Raw genomic sequence first — 18,378 nt, 5'->3', positions numbered from 1 at the left:
GTTGGTTGGCAAAATGGGCAATCTGACGGACTGTGATCCATGACGCAGAGGTATCTTGTATCCAACTTACCTTTGTTCTGCTGTACGTCCTGCTGTACGGAGCCGTTATGTCCCTGATGCGTCTGGCCGGTAAGTGGAAGGAAATAAGCAGGGCTTATGGGGTTCAATAAGAGAACTTTATTTGCTTCATGGTTAGACTGTGTTTAGCTTGACGGGTATCAAGTAGCAGGCAAACCCCGGCCTGAAACCCGATCAAATACCAACGGAGAGCCCATGAAAGCCATCCTCTGCAAGGAATACGGCCCGGCCGAAAAGCTCGTCATCGAAGACGTGCCCAGCCCGGATGTTAAAGGTCACGGTGTGAAGGTGCGCGTTAAAGCTGCGGGCCTGAACTTCCCGGATACCCTGATTATTGAGGGCAAGTACCAGCTTAAACCCAACATGCCGTTTTCACCGGGCGGCGAGATGTCCGGTGAGGTTATCGGCGTTGGTGAGAAAGTTACCCGTTTCAACGTGGGTGATCGGGTAGCTGGCCTGACCGGTTACGGTGCTTTTGCCGAAGAAGTTGTAGTTCCCGAGCAGAACCTGCTGCCAATTCCCGAAGGCATGTCTGATGAAAAGGCCGCCGCTTTCACAATGGTCTACGCCACCTCCTATTACGCACTCAAGCAGCGGGCAAACCTCCAGCCTGGCGAGACGCTTCTGGTACTCGGCGCCAGCGGTGGTGTCGGTCTGGCGACGGTGGAACTGGGCAAAGCCATGGGTGCGAAAGTCATCGCCGCCGCCAGCTCCGCCGAGAAACTCGCCGTCGCAAAAGCCGCCGGTGCTGATGAACTGATTAACTACACCGAAGAGCCTCTGAAAGACGCTGTCAAGAAGCTCACGAAGAGCAAAGGCGTGGATGTGATCTACGATCCCGTTGGCGGTGACTTCACCGAACAGGCCCTGCGGGCTATGGCCTGGAACGGCCGCCACCTCATAATCGGCTTTGCCGCCGGTGATATTCCGAAGATTCCGGCGAATCTCACCCTGCTGAAAGGCTGTTCTGTGGTCGGCGTGTTCTGGGGCAGCTTTACCCAGCGCGAGCCTGAGGCCAGTGCCCAGAACATGATGGAGCTGATGAAGCTCTACGGCGAAGGCAAAATTGATCCGAAAATCAGCGAAGTCTTTGAGTTCGAGGACTTCGCCAAGGCTCTGGGGGCGTTGACCGAACGGCGGGCTACCGGGAAGGTTGTGCTGAAAGTCGGCTCTTGAGTTATAACGTAGCCTGATGGCTGGGGGGGGAGGTTGACGGTTGGAGCCCCTCCCAAAAAACGCTACAAGCACATCCATGTGCGCTTGGGCTCCGCCATCCATGGCTCCGCACATTTTTGGGAGGGGGCTCCAACCGCCAACGTCCAGCAATGGAGATATATCCGCCCGGCACAGCCCTGCACCGACTCCTGAGGCCAGGGCCAAAACAAGCAGGCCAATATCAAAAGCTCACCTTGCCACCGTCAATGTCACCAACCAACTCCGGCGTAAGCAAGGTATACCCGTCAGTACGAGGCAACCAGGCATAAACTTCCTCACCGGAATCGCCAAGTGAGTAACCAGCTTTCTGGATATCCACTTTCCGGTACTTGAATGTCCCCGTTTTCTCGATGGCGTGGGTCACACGCACAAACACCGGAATGGCATAGGCTGGCAGGTTGTCCCGGAGGTAGGTGAACAGTCTGTTGACGTCTAACGGGCTGCCGTTGTTTTGCGGGACCAGGGTCACCATGCCGGCTTTGCCGTTGGTGCCGGGGATTTTGACGCCGTAGACGATGGCTTCCTCGACCAGTCCGGAACCGTCGATGATGTTCTCCACCTCCGTGGTGGAGACATTCTCGCCTTTCCAGCGGAAGGTATCCCCCATACGGTCGACGAACTGCAGATGGCCACAGCCGATTTCTTTCAGGACATCCCCGGTATTGAACCAGGCGTCGCCTTTTCTGAAGGCGTTGCGCAGGATGGACTTTTCCGTGGCCTCTGTCTGGGTGTAGCCCTCGAAGGACCATGTCTTGGTGATTTCGCCAATTAGCAGGCCGGGTTCACCTTTGGCGACTTCCTGCATGAAGCCCTTTCCGTTGCGAACCGGGTCCCGCGTGCCGTCGTGGAATTTCACCAGTTTGTAGGGAGCGGTGGAGAAGCCGACGGTGTTGTTCATGTTGAAGAAGTTGCTGAAGCCGATGTTGCCCTCGCTGGAGGCGTAGAGTTCCGCCACGGTCTCGATGCCGAAGCGCTCCTTGAATTCTTTCCAGATGGATGGGCGCAGGCCGTTGCCAATCATCTTGGTCAGGTTGTGGTTACGATCCTGCTCTCCGGGCGGCTGGTTGAGGAGGTAGCGGCAGAGTTCACCGACGTAACCAAAAGTGGTGGCTTTGTAGCGTCGGACATCGTCCCAGAAGGCGCTGGCGGAAAACTTGCGGCGCAGGGCAATGGCGGAGCCGCCAGCCAGCACGGAGCCCCAGCACACCAGCAGTGCGGTGCCATGGTAGAGGGGCAGGGTGCAGTAGAGTACATCCTCCGGCTCCATGGCGAGAGACATCAGGCCAAACCCGCCATAAGCCTTGATGAATTTTCGGTGGGAGCCCGGGGCTGCCTTGGGCAGGCCGGTGGTGCCAGAGGTGAACAGGTAGATGGCGGTGTCGCCCATTCTCGGCGGATCGCTCAGAACCGGGCTGTCGCTGTTGAAGGTGCTCACCTGCTCGGCCATGTTGGTATAGCCGTCCGGGGCATCGCCAAAGGCGTTCAGGGTGTTGGTATCCGCCAGAAACTGGAATGGCTGGGGATGGTCGGTTCTGAGCCCTGTCTTTATCCCGTCAAAGGCCTCGATCAGTTCTTCCCCGACAACAACCATCTTCGGTTCAATCAGGTTGATGCTGTGCTCGAGTACCTTGCCTTTCTGGGACGTGTTGAGCATGGCACAGGCCACGCCGAGTTTGGCGGCGCCGGCTACGACGGCAAGAAGCTCCGGGCGGTTTTCCAGAAACACTGCAATTGCATCGCCTTTTCTGAGCCCCTGGTCCTGCAGGTAGCGGGCGATACGGTTGGCCCAACCATTGAACTCGCGCCAGGTGATGGCGCGGTCCTCAAACAGGATGGCTGGCCGGTTGCCGACACGATTGGCATTGGTTTCGATGAGGGTGCCAAGGGTCAGCGCCCGGCTCTCGTTTTTCAGGGCATAGTAATACAGACCCCGGGTAATGGCCGGCAGGCGCCGGATAACGCCTGGCAGGCTGCGGGCTATGTCCAGTGCGGATACGTTGTCCTGGCTCATGGTCTGTCCAGTTGTCTGTTTATTATCGTACTAACGTCGAGCCCCGAAACAACCTATGCCCCGGGACACTAATCCAGGAACAGGTCCGGCAACAGCGGCTTGTCGCCCGGTGCGTACCGGTAATGTTCGAAATCGTTAATGCCGTCCTTCCTGAGCAGGTCTTCGTCGATCAGATTCTGGCCGGTCATGGTATCGGCCGAGCGGCTTAAAATGCTGACAGCGGCATCGGCCATGATGTCCGGCTTGCGGCCCTGGGCCATCATTTGCGGCCCGCCCACTTCAAACTCGATGGCCGCTGTGGCTATCAGGGTTTTCGGCCACAGGGTGTTAACGGCAATGCCGTAGCGCCGGAATTCTTCGGCCATGCCCAGGCTCAGCATGGTCATGGCGTATTTTGTCGTAGTGTAGGGGCCGTACTGGGCAAACCACCGGGTGTTCAGGTTCAGGGGCGGCGACAGGCTCAGGATATGGGCCCGGTCTGACTGCTTCAGCCAGGGCAAGGCTGCCTGGCTGCATGCCATCACCGCCCGGGCGTTGACCTGATGCATCAGGTCGTAACGGCTGACCTTGAGATTTTCCACCCCAGTCAGCCGGATTGCGCCGGCGTTATTGATCAGGGCGTCGATGCCCCCGAAATGCCCGCCGGCTTCATCAATACGCTGGCGAATCTGCTTCTCATCCCTCACATCCAGAACCAGGGGCAATGCCTGGCCACCGGCCTCGCGTACTTCCTCTGCCACACTGTGAATGGTGCCGGGGAGCTTCGGGTGTGGTGTGTCCGACTTCGCGGCAATCACCACATTGGCTCCCTGTCGGGCACAGGCGAGGGCAATGGCCCGGCCAATGCCGCGGCTGGCGCCGGTAATAAAAACGGTCCGGTCATGTAAAGTGTTCATGGGTTGTTCTCCTGTTCGGTGGTTTCGTCTGCGGTGATTTCAACCAGTAACTGGCTCCGTTTTACCTGGTCACCCTTGCTGGCGTGCACCTGGCCGACCACGCCATCGCGGTCTGCTTTCACCGGGTGTTCCATTTTCATGGCTTCCAGAATCACCAGCGTATCGCCCTGGCGAACCCTGCGGCCAACTTCCACCAGCACATCGATGATAGCGCCGTCCATCGTTGCCTGAATACGACCGCTGCCGGCACCATTTGCGCCCGCTGCCGGCTGGTGGGTAATGTCCCGCACCGACCAGGACTGCCCGAACGCCTGCAAATATAGGGAATCGCCCTGGCGGTGATATTGGCAAGTCTGACGAACGCCGTTGTCGATAATGCATAAAAGGCCATCACGCTGGCTTTCAAGCATCAGGGTATGCCGGGTCTCGCCCAGGCTGAAAGACACCCGGTTGCCGCTGCGGGTGACCAGTAACTCAACGATGGTGCCGCCGGTTTCCAGCTTGATCGGGGTCATGGTGGCCGGGGCATTGCTCCAGGCGGCCTGGCCTGACTTACCCTGGTCGAGCACGCAGGCGGCCAGGGCCAGCTGGCGAATATCGGGGGTCTGGGGCTGTAGCGACGGATCGTTGCTGAACGCCTGCTGCAGGAAGGCCGTGGTGGCTTCGCCTGCGCCGAACGTCTCGTTGGCGATGATCCGGCTGAGGAAATAGCGGTTGGTGGTGACGCCAAATACCCTGGTGTCCTCCAGCGCCCGGATCAGGCGTCGTCGGGCTTCATCACGGTTCTGACCCCAGGCGATCACCTTTGCCAGCATCGGGTCGTAGTGGGGCGTGATGGCGTCCCCGGAGCGTACGCCAGTGTCGAACCGAAGGCCTTCGCCCTCGGCCGGTTCAAATGCATACAGGCGGCCGGTCTGGGGCGTGAAGCCATGGGCAGGATCCTCTGCGTAAAGCCGTACCTCGATGGCATGGCCGTTCAGGCTGATTTCTTCCTGGGCCAGAGGGAGGGGCAGTCCCTCTGCGACGGTAAGCTGCCAGGTGACCAGATCCTGACCGGTGATGAGCTCGGTGACCGGGTGTTCGACCTGCAGGCGGGTGTTCATTTCCAGGAAATAGAAATTCCGGTTCTTGTCCACCAGGAACTCGACGGTGCCGGCGCCTTCGTAATTGCAGGCCAGGGCGGCTTTGACGGCGGCTTCGCCCATGGCTTTGCGAAGTTCGGGTGTCACGAAAGGGGAGGGGGCTTCCTCAACCACTTTCTGGTGCCGCCGCTGAACGGAGCAGTCCCGCTCGCCGAGGTAAACGGCGTTGCCGTTCCGATCAGCGAACACCTGGATTTCCACGTGGCGGGGTTCGATAACGGCTTTCTCGAGAATCAGTTCGTCGTCGCCAAAGGCTTGTTTTGATTCGGAACGTGCCCGTTTTATGTTCCCGGCCAGTTCGGATTCACTCTCGATGAGGCGCATGCCGCGGCCACCGCCGCCGGCGGAGGCTTTGATCATCAGCGGGTAACCGATATCCTTGGCCGCCGCGATGAGTTCGTCGTCGCTGGCGTTGTTGCCTTCGTAACCGGGAACCACGGGAACGCCGGCTTCCTGCATGGCAATTTTGGATCGGCGTTTGCTCCCCATCAGTTCGATGGCGGCCGCTGGCGGGCCAACGAATACCAGGCCGGCGTCTTTGCAGGCAGTGGCGAAGGCGGCATTCTCAGACAGGAAGCCGTAACCCGGGTGGATGCAGTCAGCACCGGTTTTGCGGGCGGCATCGAGGATGGCGCCGCTGTTCAGGTAGGAGGCGGATACCTGCGCCGGGCCAATGCAGACGGCTTCGTCGGCCAGTTCCACGTGCAGAGCTTTGGCGTCGGCCTCGGAGTAGACCGCCACGGTGCGGTAACCCAGGGCTTTGGCTGTACGGATTACCCGAACTGCGATTTCGCCCCGGTTGGCTATTAACAGTTTCTTTAGCATGTTCTTGTTTTCCCTTATGGAGTACGCCGCAAGGCCGGGAGCTCTCTGGTTTCCAGAAAACCGCTACGAGCACATCCATGTGCGCTTGTTTCGGGCCATCCATGGCCCTCTACATTTTCTGGAAGCCAGAGAGCTCCCTACCTCGCTCCGCATCATTCGGATTCGCCTGCCCAGGCAGGAGGGCGCTTTTGCATGAAGGCCAAGGTGCCCTCGGTTCCTTCGCTTCCCCGAATGGCTTCGGCAAACTTTTCCGCTGCGCTATCGAGCAAACCGCTCATCGGCTCATGCCCAACCCGATGCAGCAAAGCCTTGGTTTCAGCGGTGGCAACTGGCGCGCAGTGTCGAACGCGATCAAGGGCGTTGGCTAGCATCTCCTCCAGTCCGTCGTCCGAGGTTGCTGCCTGATGGACGATTCCGAGACTGCAAGCTTCGTTCGCGCCGATTCTCAAACCCAGTAAAGCCAGCCGCCGGGCCTGGGTAAGGCCAATTCGTTCTACCACAAACGGGGCGATCTGGGCGGGAATAACGCCGAGGGAGGTTTCGGGCATGCCGAATTTTGCCGACGGCCCTGCGATGGCGACGTCTGATACGCAGGCCAGGCCGAACCCACCGCCCATGACCGCGCCTTCGGTAACCGCGATGACTACTTTCGAGGATTCGTTTACCTGCTGGATCATCTGGCCGAACGCCCTGTTCAGACGATAGAACGGGTCGGCCTCGCCTTCAGCGGCTTTCTGGCCTCGTGCCCCGGCCATGTCCTTGATATCGCCACCGGCACAGAAATGACCACCGGCACCCCGGATCACGACGGCGCGGATGTGCAGGTCGGTTTCGATCTGGGAAAACACCGTGGACAGTTCGGCCACCATCTGCAGGCTCATGGCGTTGCGAACGTCCGGGCGGTTGATGGTGATAAACAGGGTAGGGCCCTGTTTCTCTAAAAGCAGTGTTTCGCAATGTGGTAGCTGATCCATAAATGACTCCATGACAAATGTCTGGGGCTTGTCAGGCCGGGTCAGGCTTCCGGGACTGTGAGCAGCATGGATGCTGCGATCAAGCCTACAGGGACGTATTCACGGCGTGTCCCGGAAGCCTGACCCGGCCTGATAAGCCTTCCACCAAGGCCCGAAATCAGTCTTTCCGTTTGCCTGGCAGGGTCCCCATAAGTTTGCAAATAATCCCGAGCATGATTTCGTCGGCACCACCACCAATGGACACCAACCGCACATCCCGATGCGCGCGGGAAACCGGGTTGTCCCACATGTAGCCGTTACCGCCCCAGTACTGCAGGCAGCTGTCCGTTACCTCACGCCCCAGGCGCCCGGCCTTGAGCTTGGCCATGGAGGCGAGGCGGGTCACATCCTTGCCTTCAACGTGGAGTTCACAGGCCTGGTAGGTCAGGGCGCGCAGGGCTTCGACTTCGGTTTGCAGTTCAGCCAGGCGGAAGTGGATGACCTGGTTGTCGATCAGCGGCTGGCCAAAGGTCTTGCGCTCGCGGCAGTACTCGATGGTCTTGGTGATGCAGTTCTCGAGAGCCTTGATCACGTTAGCGGCGCCCCACAGGCGTTCCTCCTGGAACTGCAGCATCTGCATCATGAACCCGGTACCTTCCGCGCCAATGCGGTAACGCCGGGGCACGCGCACGTCGTCAAAGAAAATCTGGGCGGTTTCCGAGGAGCGCATGCCCAGTTTGTTCAGGTGCGGGCTGAAGGATATCCCGGGTGTTTTAGTAGGCACTACGATCAGGGATTTGTTCTTGTGGGGCTTGTCGTCGGATGTGTTGGCCAGCAGGCAGATAAAGTCAGACTTGGGGCTGTTGGTGATCCACATCTTGGAGCCGTTGATGATGTAGTCGTCACCGTCTTTCTTCGCGGTGGTTTTCATCCCCGCCACATCAGAGCCCGCGCCAACCTCGCTGACGCCGATACACCCCACCATATCGCCGGCAATGGCCGGGGCCAGGAAGCTGCGTTTCAGTTCATCGGAACCGAACCGGGAAATGGCCGGCGTACACATATCGGTCTGAACCCCGATGGCCAGCGGCACACCCCCGCAATGGGCCATGCCGAGTTCTTCTGCCGCGACCAGGTTGTAGCTGTAATCCAGCCCCATACCGCCGTACTCTTCCGGCTTCTGGATGCCCAGAAGCCCGAGGTTGCCGAGTTTCTTGAACAGCTCATGAATCGGGAACTCCCCGGCCGCCTCCCATTCGTCGCAATGGGGATTAATCTCCTTCTCGACGAAATCGCGGACGGTTTTTCGAAGGGCTTCGTGTTCAGCTGTGAATTTCACGTTCTTGTTCTCCTGGTTATAGGAAGTTCGTGCCTTCTTTGTGTTGGTGCACGTTCTTTAACTTGGTCGGCGTGTGTGCGGGACCGGTTTCAGAAAACCGCTACAAGCACGTCCATGTGCGCTTGTTTCGGGCCATCCTTGGCCCTCTACATTTTCTGAAACCGGTTCCTGCCCCAAAGCTCGAATGCCTACAGGCGGGCCACCCCAAAGGTATTGGGCCGCAACTGCCGAGCCTCGGCTTCCCGGCAAACCGAGAACACCATCGCCAGAACCCGCCGGGTATCCCGCGGATCAATCAGCCCGTCATCCCACAACCGCGCCGTGCCAAACAACGCGGTCGAACCTTCCTCCAGTTTCCTGGCGGTCGCCTGCTCCAGAAAATCCAGCGTCTTCGGATCCGGCTCCATGCCGCCCCGGCGCTGCTTGTCTTCAGCCACAATGCGCATCACCTTGCCCGCCTGGGCCGGGCCCATGACCGCGGTGCGGCTGTTGGGCCAGGCGAAGATAAACCTCGGGTCCAGGCCGCGCCCGCACATGGCGTAGTTACCTGCACCATAGGAACCGCCGATCACGATTGCGACCTTGGGTACCCGGCAATTGGCTACGGCCTGGATCATTTTCGAGCCGTGCTTGATGATGCCGTTCTGCTCCGAGTGGGTGCCCACCATGAAACCCGTGGTGTTGTGCAGGAAAAGCAATGGTGTGCCGGCCTGGTCGCAGAGCTGTATGAACTGGGCGGCCTTGGCGGAACCTGCCGGGGTGATCGGGCCGTTGTTGCCGATAATGCCAACTGAGTGGCCTTCAATCCGGATGGTGCCGCAAACCGTCTGGTCGTCGAATTCATTTTTGAAATCCATGAACTTCGAACCGTCGGCGATGCGGGCCAGAATTTCGCGAACGTCGTAGGGCTTTTTGGAATCCGCCGGAATAATGCCCAGCAGCTCGTCGGCCGGGTAGAGCGGTTCGTCCCAGGCCAGTTCCCTTTCGGGAGGCAACTGCTCGTTCCAGGGCAGGGCTTCGAGGATGTTTCTGGCCTGGCGAATGCCGTCGGCGTCGTCCTCCGCCAGGTATTCGGCGGTGCCGGCCACCTGCGCGTGCATTTCTGCGCCGCCCAGTTCCTCGTCGGTGGCGACTTCGCCGGTGGCGGCTTTGAGAAGAGGAGGGCCGGCAAGGAACATCTTGGCTTGCTTGCGCACCGCGATGACATAGTCGGAAAGGCCCGGCTGATAGGCGCCGCCTGCCGTGGCGTTGCCGTGGACCACGGTTACCTGAGGAATGCCAGCGGCGGACATACGGGCCTGGTTGGCAAAGCCCCGGGCGCCGAGCACGAAGATGTCGGTGGCATAGTTCAGGTTGGCGCCGCCGCTTTCGGACAGGGACACCACCGGGAGTTTGTTCTCCATGGCGATCTGTTGCAGCCGCAGTGTTTTGTCCAGACCGGCCGGGGTAATCGTGCCGCCCTTGATGGCGCTGTTGCTGGCTACCACCAGACACCGGACACCGCTGACACAGCCAATACCGGCGATGATTCCGCCGCCGGCCATGCTGCCGTCCTTGTCATCATGCATCTTGTAGCCGGCCAGGGAGCAGAGTTCCAGAAAGGGCGTGCCACGGTCCAGCAAACGGTTGATGCGGTCCCGGGGCAGCAGCTTGCCCCGTTTGGTGAACTTTTCCCGGGCGGCTTCTGCCAGGTCCAGAACCTTCTGTTCCACTTCCCGAAAAGCCGCGATGTGGGCTTCCATGGCTTCCGCGTTGGCGCGGAAGTCGTCAGACCGGGAACTTACGGTGGACTCAAGTACCTGCATGATCGGCTCCTCAGTCGTCGCCCAGCACTTTCGGGGTAATGGCGCGGTGAAAGCCGTTGTACGGCTGATTGTTCCTGGCTTTCGGCAGCGGCCAGACCCGGCCACCCTGGGATGCAGCGCCGTCGATTCGCAGGCAATCGCCACTGATAAACGCCGCACCGGGGCTGAGCAGGAAACAGATGGCGGAGCTGACTTCAGACTCGGTACCCAGTCTCTTAATGGGCACATTGTCATCAAGGCTGCGGATCCACTGCCTCATGTGTTCGGGATAATTGTCCATGCCGCTGGAGGCAATCCAGCCCGGTGCGACGGCATTCACCCGAACCCCCGAGGCCGCCCATTCAACCGCCGCTGTCTGGGTGAAATTCACCATCCCCGCCCGGGCCGCGCCGGAATGGCCCATGCCCGGCATACCGCCCCACATATCGGCAACAATATTGACGATCGCGCCCCCGGTTTTGGAAAGCGCCTGGGTGTAGGCTTCCCGAGCCATCAGGAAACCGCCGGTGAGATTGGTACGCACCACTGTTTCCCAGCCTTTCTGGTTGATCCCGGTCAGCGGCGCCTGAAACTGCCCGCCGGCATTGTTGACCAGGCCGTTCAGGCCGCCATGTTCGGCAATAATCGCCTTCACGGTTGCTTTAACCGACTCTTCCTCCCGGATATCACAGACATGGGCGGAAGCCATGCCGCCGTCTTCCGTGATCTCCGCTTTAACAGACTCCACTTTTTCAGCCTTACGGCCCACCAGGGCAACCCTCGCGCCCAGCGCGGCGAGTTCATGGGCGGTACACCGACCAATGCCGGAGCCGCCGCCAGTGACGATAAACACCTGGTCCTTGAACAAGTCTGGATGAAAAACTGATTGATAGCTCATACGTGGAAGACCCTTATCGATGTTCGGGCGCTGAGGCAGGGAGGGCTTTCCGGGACTGTGCGCAGCAGGGAAGCTGCGCTCAAGCGTACATGGACGTATTTACAGCGTGTCCCGGAAAGCCCTCCCTGCCTCAGTGCATGCTCCATTTGTTTATTTGTTGATGATCCTTGAAGAGATCGGCACCGGAAACTCCAGTAGTTGCTGGGCAAACGCCTTGCCCTGGGGATCAATTCGAAGGCTGGCGACACCGCCGCCGCCCAGGCTGTGCTCCAGCAGGAAATTGAACGCATGGAAACCCGGCAGCGCCCAACGGGTCACCTTGCCGGTCTCCGGATTCAGGGTATGGGCCATCCAATCGGCCACGGCGGACTCCGTCAGGGCCGCTTCGATAAACGGCACATACTCCGGGTGCCGGGCGATCACGCCGATATTGCTGTGATCGCCCTTGTCGCCGCTGCGAGCCCAGGCCAGTCTGACCAGAGGTACCGTTGTGTCGGTTGCCGGTGCTTTGCTGCTGAATGACTGAGTCTGAAGCTGGTTTGGATCGAAGCCGCCGCCCGTACCTGTCACCACCGGTTGCTTGCCGTTGTTCAGGTCCACTGAAACCGACACTTCGGTTTTCGGCACCAGGCAGGAATACAGACGGATTTTGGGCCACACGGTAGGCCGGCCGCCGACAATCCCGGTAATCCCGGGGGCCATGCCCGTTGCGGCCTGGGCGATTTCCCGGGAAAACAGCACCAGAGCCTCCTTCTTCGGGTGGGCGGTGCTGATCTTGACCACCACTTCCCGGCAGTCTCCGCCCCGGCCATGGGCGCCGTAGGTGGTTTCTGTCCCCAGCAGTTCAATACTGGTTTCGCTGTAATCGGGCAGGCCACGCTCGCCGAACATGCGCGAGGTCTTTGCCAGTATGGCTTGAGCCACGGTTTGCGCCTTGGCCCTCGCGTTCATGCCGGCCAGCAGGAAAGTGACCGTGCACTTGAAGCCATCCGGCCAGGTGCCGGAAACCTTGTAACTGTCTGTTGGCGGAAGTCCCCGGGCACCCCGAACCCGAACCCTGTCGGTGTCGGTTTCCTCCAGCTCGACAGCCGTGAAATCGCAGGTGACATCCGGAAGCAGGTAGGCTCTCGGATCGCCAATCTCATAGACCAGTTGCTCGGCCACCGTGCCCCGGCTGACCAGGCCGCCGGTATCGTCGGGCTTGGTGATAAGGAAATCGCCGTTAGCACTCACCTCGGCAATGGGGAAGCCCATATTCGCGTAGCCTCCGGCCACCTCTTCCCAGTCCGTGAAGTTACCACCGGTGGACTGGGCGCCGCACTCGAGCAGGTGTCCGGCCAGGCTGCCCTGGGCCAGTTTATCGAAGTCGTTCCAGCCCCAGCCGAATTCGTGGACCAGCGGCGCCAGCACCAGGGCGCTGTCCGCCACCCGCCCGGTAATCACAATGTCGGCGCCCTGTTCCAGGGCCGCCACCAGGCCTGGCGCTCCGAGGTAGGCGTTCAGGCTCACCATCATTGGCGGCATGGGCTGACCGGAACTCATTTCGGTAATGCCGGCGTCGGCCAGTTTCTTCTTTTTCAACAGCAGGTCGTCGCCCAGCACCAGGGCAATCTTCATCTCCACGCCCGCTTTCTCGCACAGCTCCTGCAGGGCGTCGCGACAGGCGACTGGGTTTACGCCGCCGGCATTGGCCAGCACCCGAATGCCTCTTTCTTTGATGTCACCGAGCAGGGGGCCAATGACTGTCTGGACGAAATCCCGTGCGTAACCCTGGGTCGGATCCTTCATTTTCTGGCCGGCCATGATCGACATGGTGATTTCCGCCAGATAGTCGGCCACCAGGTAATCAATATTGCCCTGGCGAACGAGCTGCGCCGCGGCAGTTTCCGTGTCGCCCCAGAAAGCGGCGGAGCATCCGATGCGGACGGTTTTCGGGGAATCGGCCATCTTGTTTGCCTTGTCTGCTGTCGCCAGCCCGGAGCGAGGCTCTGGGTCTGGCAGTGTTATCCAAAGATGAAACTGACAATACCAAGCAAGCGCTTGGTTTGTAAACAGGCAAGTTTAAGGTAGAATTAGGGGTCTTAGTGTCAACCGGATAGCGTTAGTGAGCCAGAACCAGATTCTCCAGTGCCTGATAGCCGACAACCTTGTGTCCGATCCCAACGGCGCCCGGGGCCGCCTGCTCACAGAAGCGGCCAGGCTGTTTCGCGAAAAGGGGTATGAGCGGACAACGGTGCGGGATCTGGCGGCTGCAGTCGGTATTCAGTCTGGCAGCCTGTTCCACCATTTCCGGACCAAGGAAGAAATTCTCAAGGCAGTCATGGTGGAAACCATCCGCCTGAATACGGCGTTGATGCAAGCGGCACTCGAAGCTGCCGAATCCAGCTCCGACAAACTCCGGGGGCTGATCCGGGCCGAGCTGGAGTCGATCAACGGACAGACCGGTGAGGCCATGGCGGTGCTGGTTTTTGAATGGCGAAGCCTCTCGGCTTCGTCCCAGGCTGACGTGCTGGAACTGAGGGATATTTACGAGAAACTCTGGCTGGATGTGCTGGAATCCCTGAGAAGAGAAGGGGCCCTGGCGGCGGAACCCTTCGTGGTGCGCCGGATGTTAACTGGCGCCCTTAGCTGGACGGTTACCTGGTACAAACCCGAGCGTGGAGGCCTTACGCTGGACGGGTTGACGGATCAGGTCATGGCGATGATGGCCCTGAAGAGCAGTTGACCCTTTCAGAAAGTTCCTGTTTTAAATGAAGAAAATATGAATTCCCTTCCTTTCCTTTCGGGCCATTGGCCTGATCGGCATGACTGAGTCGGCATTCGAGCCATTTTTGTAGGACAGTTTTCGCCGCATTCTTGCACCCGTTGATAAAAACCGAGATTCAGATCGGGCTTACAAAAACAACGAAACGCAGGGTGAAATATGATCTTCTCACTGGCAAGGCTTGCACCGCACCTGGCGGCCGCGCGCCTGAAGGCTCTCACATTCGCGGCAGTGGCCGCGCTGGCAGGTTGTTCAGCCAACCCCATTTACACCACGACCGGTGTTGTGCTCTCTGGTTACTCCGAAGGCGAAGCCACACCCTATGTGATGCAGATGTCGGATCCGGAAATGGCCTGTGCCCTGGGTGAAGGCGTCGACCCACTGCTTTATTCGTTTTCCCGCGTTACCGAGGCGCCGGACAGCACCGGTTCCCTCCTGATGCTGCTGGCTGCAAACTGCATGGAATACCGTGCCTGGGAGGCTGAGCTTGCCTACCTGCGAGCCGATTATGCAGGCAAAGTGCCCGCGGCCAAAGATGCCCGGGAAGAAGCCAAACGGCTGAACGCGAAAACCGCAGAACGCCGGTATCGCGCGTTTAATCGTGCGATGGCAGCCTACGATTTCGACCCGGCTGCAGAACCTGTCGAATGCCCTTTCCTGTTCAACGAGCAGGATGAAATCACCTTCCTGCTGGGCCTGCTGACGGGCATGCAGGCCATCGTCAATGATGCCAATTCAGGGGCCATGGCGGGTATCCCCCGCAGCATCGCGCCCCAGGCCGAGCGGGCAGCGACCTGCGTTGACAATGAAAAGTGGGGTGGGTTGCCCAATGCCATTCGGGCCCTGGTCTGGCTGTTGTTGCCGGATACCCGCCCTGAACTCTCGCCGGATCCCTGGAGTGTTCTCGAACACAGCTCGGAACTGGGTGTCCAGGCTGGTATCCGTGCGTCCCTGGCGGTTGAGGCGGTGGCGGCTGAAACCTTTGGCCGACCGGATGTCCTCGCCGATGCCATTGCCCGCTTTGCCGCGGCCGAAGACCGGATTGATGTGTGGGAAGAGTACCGCCTGGTGGATGAAGTGGCGGCGGGTGTTATCCGGTTCTCATCAGACAAGCACTGGACCGCCAGTTACGGCCATCGCACCCCGCAAAGTTCCTTCGGAAACATGAGCCCGGACCAGGGCACGGAAAACGTTGACACCATGAATCTGGACGACCTGCTCTGAGGCAGGCGTCCGAAGCCTTCTGATTACCTATAACCACAACAATGACCCGGAGGTCGTTATGATCCGAAAATCCGTTGCCGCTCTGACTCTCGCTGCCATTGCACCCATTGCCTCAGCCCAGACCGTGAAGATGTGTGTCTTCGATGTGATTGGCGCCAATGGCGATGTCTACAACATGATCAAGGACTATGCGCTGGAAATGAAGGCGCACGGCGTCGATTTCGAGCTCAAACCCTACACCGATGAAGGCGTTGCCGTCGGGGATTTCAATGCCGGCCAGTGCGATGTGGTGGCCGCCACAGACATTCGCACCCGCCCGTTCAACAGGTTTACCGGCAGTGTCAGCGCGGTGGGCGCCATCCCCACCTATGATGACCTCAAGACCCTGCTGGCGACACTGGCTCAGCCCAAAGCGGCTCCCCTCATGAAAGCCAATGGCTATAAGGTATTGGGTATTATCCCTGTTGGTGCCGGTTACCTGTTCGTGAATGACCGCAGCATTGACACCGCCGGCGAGCTGGCCGGCAAGCGTATGGCAACACTGGATTATCAGAAAGACGCCATTCACATGGTGAACTTTATTAAGGCCACGGTGGTGCCTTCGGACATCACGAATTTTGCGGGCAAGTTCAACAACGGGTCCGTGGATACCGCCTATGCGCCCGCTTTTGCCTATGAGGCGCTGGAGCTCTACAAGGGGGTCGGCGACAAGGGCGGCATAGTGGATTATCCGCTGGCACAGCTGACCATTCAGATCATTGCGCGGGAAGATGTACTCGCCGATGACACGTCCCAGAAAGCGCGGGAAGTTGCCTGGGGCATGTTCCCGCAGGCCATGAACCTGATCACCAGCCAGGAACAGGCGATTCCGGAGGAGAAATGGATTCGCATCCCGGAAAAGGATATTCAGGGCTACCAGGAGATGTTCCGCCAGAACCGGATTGAGATGCGCGACGGCGTCAACGGGGCGCCGGATGTCTACCACCCCAAGATGCTTGGATTGCTCAGCAGGATCCGTTGCGCCAGCAACCCGTCTGCGTCCGAGTGCACCTCGGCCAATCGCGAATAAAGGGGCGCAACGGCTATGAACTGGCGCGCATTGACGGCCCCGGCGGTCAGGACCCTGTACCCCGTGCACCGGCTGCACGGGGCAGTACTCTTGTTGTTGCTCCTTTCCACGCTTGTCCTGGGGATGGGTAATTCACTCCACTCCCGCCTGCTGTGGGTCGGTGAGCAGACCTGGCCAAACTATTACCTGCTGAACCCCGACGCCACCGAGCCGACCTGTCAGCTGGAAATGGACGTTGACGCCGAAGTGCGCAAACGGGTGGAAGCCTACAAGCCTGATCCGGATGATTTGTTCAGTTCGCCGCCCAATCCGGAGGCTATTCGGACCTCCCTTGAGCGCAACCTTGAGCTTTGTAAGCAGGAGTACGTGGCTTACGAACAGAATCTCAAGCACGCCACCCCGGCCCTCGGGGTGTTCAAGAGTGTGGAGCAGGGGCTGGCGGATTTCCTGCTGGAAAACATTGAACTCACCAAGTATCTGTTCATTGCTATGTTCGCCCTGGCGGCGGCGGTCGCGGCCCTGGATGCCGACCATATCGCGTTGCGTCTGCCCCGGAATCGCGCTGAGTGGCGGTTGAGTCAGGGTGTGCAGTTTGCCGTAAACGGGCTGATGGTGGCGTCTCTGAATGCCTATCTTGGCCAGTTGGCCAGTTCGCCGGGATCGGAATCGACGAGCCAGCTCCAGTACGCCTGGACGGCTGTGTTTGGCCTGTTCATGGTGATCAATGCGGTGCGTTTTGTGAACGTGCCGGAACGGATGCGGGCGGGAAGTCTTGCACTATCCTCGGGGCTGGTCCTGCCGTTGTACAGCGTCATGGGCCTGATTGCCATGAGTTACTTCTTCCTGGTGGATGGCTATGCCTCCGGCCTCGCCATCTACTTCGGGATGATGTCAAACCTGTCCTCGATGTTCATCAACATCGGCCTGTATGTTCTGGTGGGTATGGTCCTGAAGCAGACCCGCCTGCCAGAGCTGCTGCTGGACGTGATCAAACCCTGGAATCTTCCGGCGCCCATGCTGGCGTCTGTGATTATTTTCGCAACCGCCTTTCCCACCGCGTTCACCGGCGCCTCGGGGATATTTATTCTTGCCGTGGGTGGCGTGGTTTACGACGAACTCCGCCGCGCTGGCGCCGGGCGCCAGCTTTCCCTGGCCACGACGGCCATGTCGGGGAGCCTGGGTGTCGTGCTCAATCCATGCCTGTTGATTGTGGTAGTCGCGGCACTGAACAAGGAAGTCACAACCACGGAAATGTATGGCTGGGGTTTCTGGGTATTCATCATGTCAGCCACGCTGTTTTCCCTGGTTGTCTGCAAGACCGAAGGAAACTGGAAACCCAGGCCCGCGCCCGGGGCGTTCCGCGCATCGATCCTCCAGATGAAACCACTGTTACCCTACGTGTTGGTTGCCGCCGGTGTCATTCTGGCGATCTGGGGAGTACTCGGGCTTCGGTTCAATGAATACAGCGCGCCGCTGATCCTGCCACTGGTGATGCTGGCGCTGGTTTTTCTGGATGCCAACCGGGACAGCCGGGGCGATGATGAAACCCGCCTGAAGGCATTCTGGAACCGGAGTTCCGCCGCCGCCAGCGACTCCGCCGTCCACATCGGTGCCTTGCTGGCCCTCATCGGTTTTTCAATCAGCCTTGGCGGGATTCTTGAACGCTCGGACATCGTCCACGCCCTGTTCCCGGAGAGCCTGACCAGCCCGTGGATTGCCATGCTGGTGATCGTGGTGATGCTCACTGCCATCGGCATGGTTATGGATCCGTTCGGCGCCGTGATTCTGGTATCGGCCACCATTGCCCAGCCGGCTATTCAATTGGGGATTGATCCGCTGCATTTCTGGATTGTTTGCCTGGTGGCGTTCGAGCTCGGTTACCTGAGCCCGCCGGTGGCACTGAACCATCTGCTGACCCGCCAGGTGGTGGGCGAGACGGAAGTGTTGGCGGCCGAGCGCACAGGCTCTTTCTGGCACCGCTACGAGCGCTTACTGCTGCCTCTGGCGGTGATGGGGCCGACATTGCTGCTGGTGGCGTTTGTGCCGATGCTGTTCTACGCGCTGTGATGTTGGAAGGCTAGTTTGCAAGCCGTCTGGAGGGAACTTCAGGCGGCTTTTTTGCATCCAGGGGGCACCAGTCCACGTATCGGTTAACACTCAGTAAATAACACGCCGGTTGG

At 59.6% G+C, this 18,378-nt stretch carries 13 protein-coding genes; 5 read left to right on the top strand and 8 right to left on the bottom strand.

Annotated features, from left to right (window positions below; all coding sequences use genetic code 11):
* Positions 1 to 273: 273 nt before the first annotated feature.
* The gene (locus D0851_RS06265; protein WP_117617860.1) at positions 274 to 1,254 is read left to right on the top strand and encodes an NADPH:quinone oxidoreductase family protein; all 981 of its coding nucleotides are present in this window, start codon (positions 274 to 276) and stop codon (positions 1,252 to 1,254) included.
* Between the two features lie 220 nt (positions 1,255 to 1,474).
* On the opposite strand, the gene D0851_RS06260 is transcribed toward D0851_RS06265, so the two are convergent.
* From D0851_RS06260 to D0851_RS06225, 8 genes are all read right to left on the bottom strand, one after another.
* Positions 1,475 to 3,304, bottom strand: a complete 1,830-nt coding sequence (locus D0851_RS06260; protein ID WP_117617859.1) for a long-chain-acyl-CoA synthetase — start codon at positions 3,302 to 3,304, stop codon at positions 1,475 to 1,477.
* Between the two features lie 68 nt (positions 3,305 to 3,372).
* Entirely contained in the window at positions 3,373 to 4,200 is an 828-nt protein-coding gene (locus tag D0851_RS06255) for an SDR family oxidoreductase (RefSeq protein WP_117617858.1), read from the bottom strand.
* On the bottom strand, positions 4,197 to 6,167 hold the full coding sequence (locus D0851_RS06250; RefSeq protein ID WP_117617857.1) for an acetyl/propionyl/methylcrotonyl-CoA carboxylase subunit alpha: 1,971 nt from the start codon (positions 6,165 to 6,167) through the stop codon (positions 4,197 to 4,199). Before D0851_RS06250 ends, D0851_RS06255 begins: the two co-directional genes overlap by 4 nt.
* Before the next feature lie 152 nt (positions 6,168 to 6,319).
* Positions 6,320 to 7,141 carry an enoyl-CoA hydratase/isomerase family protein gene (locus tag D0851_RS06245; protein WP_117617856.1) on the bottom strand — a complete coding sequence of 274 codons (822 nt, stop codon included), beginning with the start codon at positions 7,139 to 7,141 and terminating at the stop codon, positions 6,320 to 6,322.
* 157 nt (positions 7,142 to 7,298) lie between these two features.
* Positions 7,299 to 8,459 (bottom strand): citronellyl-CoA dehydrogenase, encoded by a 1,161-nt coding sequence (gene atuD / locus D0851_RS06240; RefSeq protein ID WP_117617855.1) that lies wholly within the window; start codon positions 8,457 to 8,459, stop codon positions 7,299 to 7,301.
* A gap of 188 nt (positions 8,460 to 8,647) precedes the next feature.
* Positions 8,648 to 10,264, bottom strand: coding sequence for an acyl-CoA carboxylase subunit beta (locus D0851_RS06235; RefSeq protein WP_117617854.1), 1,617 nt, complete (start codon positions 10,262 to 10,264; stop codon positions 8,648 to 8,650).
* Positions 10,265 to 10,274: 10 nt separating this feature from the next.
* Complete coding sequence (locus tag D0851_RS06230; protein ID WP_117617853.1) at positions 10,275 to 11,141, bottom strand: SDR family oxidoreductase; 867 nt, start codon at positions 11,139 to 11,141, stop codon at positions 10,275 to 10,277.
* 150 nt (positions 11,142 to 11,291) lie between these two features.
* A complete protein-coding gene (locus tag D0851_RS06225) occupies positions 11,292 to 13,088 on the bottom strand; it encodes an acyclic terpene utilization AtuA family protein (protein ID WP_117617852.1) in 1,797 nt (598 codons plus the stop codon).
* 148 nt (positions 13,089 to 13,236) lie between these two features.
* Here D0851_RS06225 and D0851_RS06220 point away from each other — a divergent pair, with 148 nt between their 5' ends.
* The 4 genes from D0851_RS06220 to D0851_RS06205 all read left to right on the top strand — a co-directional run bounded on the left by D0851_RS06220 (position 13,237) and on the right by D0851_RS06205 (position 18,265).
* Positions 13,237 to 13,866, top strand: a complete 630-nt coding sequence (locus D0851_RS06220) for a TetR/AcrR family transcriptional regulator (RefSeq protein ID WP_117617851.1) — start codon at positions 13,237 to 13,239, stop codon at positions 13,864 to 13,866.
* Between the two features lie 198 nt (positions 13,867 to 14,064).
* Positions 14,065 to 15,129: a hypothetical protein gene (locus tag D0851_RS06215; protein ID WP_117617850.1), complete on the top strand. Its 1,065-nt coding sequence runs from the start codon at positions 14,065 to 14,067 to the stop codon at positions 15,127 to 15,129.
* A gap of 58 nt (positions 15,130 to 15,187) precedes the next feature.
* Positions 15,188 to 16,198, top strand: a complete 1,011-nt coding sequence (locus tag D0851_RS06210) for a putative solute-binding protein (protein WP_117617849.1) — start codon at positions 15,188 to 15,190, stop codon at positions 16,196 to 16,198.
* 15 nt (positions 16,199 to 16,213) lie between these two features.
* Positions 16,214 to 18,265, top strand: coding sequence for a TRAP transporter large permease subunit (locus D0851_RS06205; RefSeq protein WP_117617848.1), 2,052 nt, complete (start codon positions 16,214 to 16,216; stop codon positions 18,263 to 18,265).
* Positions 18,266 to 18,378 lie beyond the last annotated feature (113 nt).

The organism is Marinobacter sp. Arc7-DN-1 (genome assembly GCF_003441595.1).
Classification (GTDB): Bacteria; Pseudomonadota; Gammaproteobacteria; order Pseudomonadales; family Oleiphilaceae; genus Marinobacter; species Marinobacter metalliresistant.
Note: the sequence above shows the minus strand (reverse complement) of the source record. Positions and strands in the feature narration are given on the sequence as shown.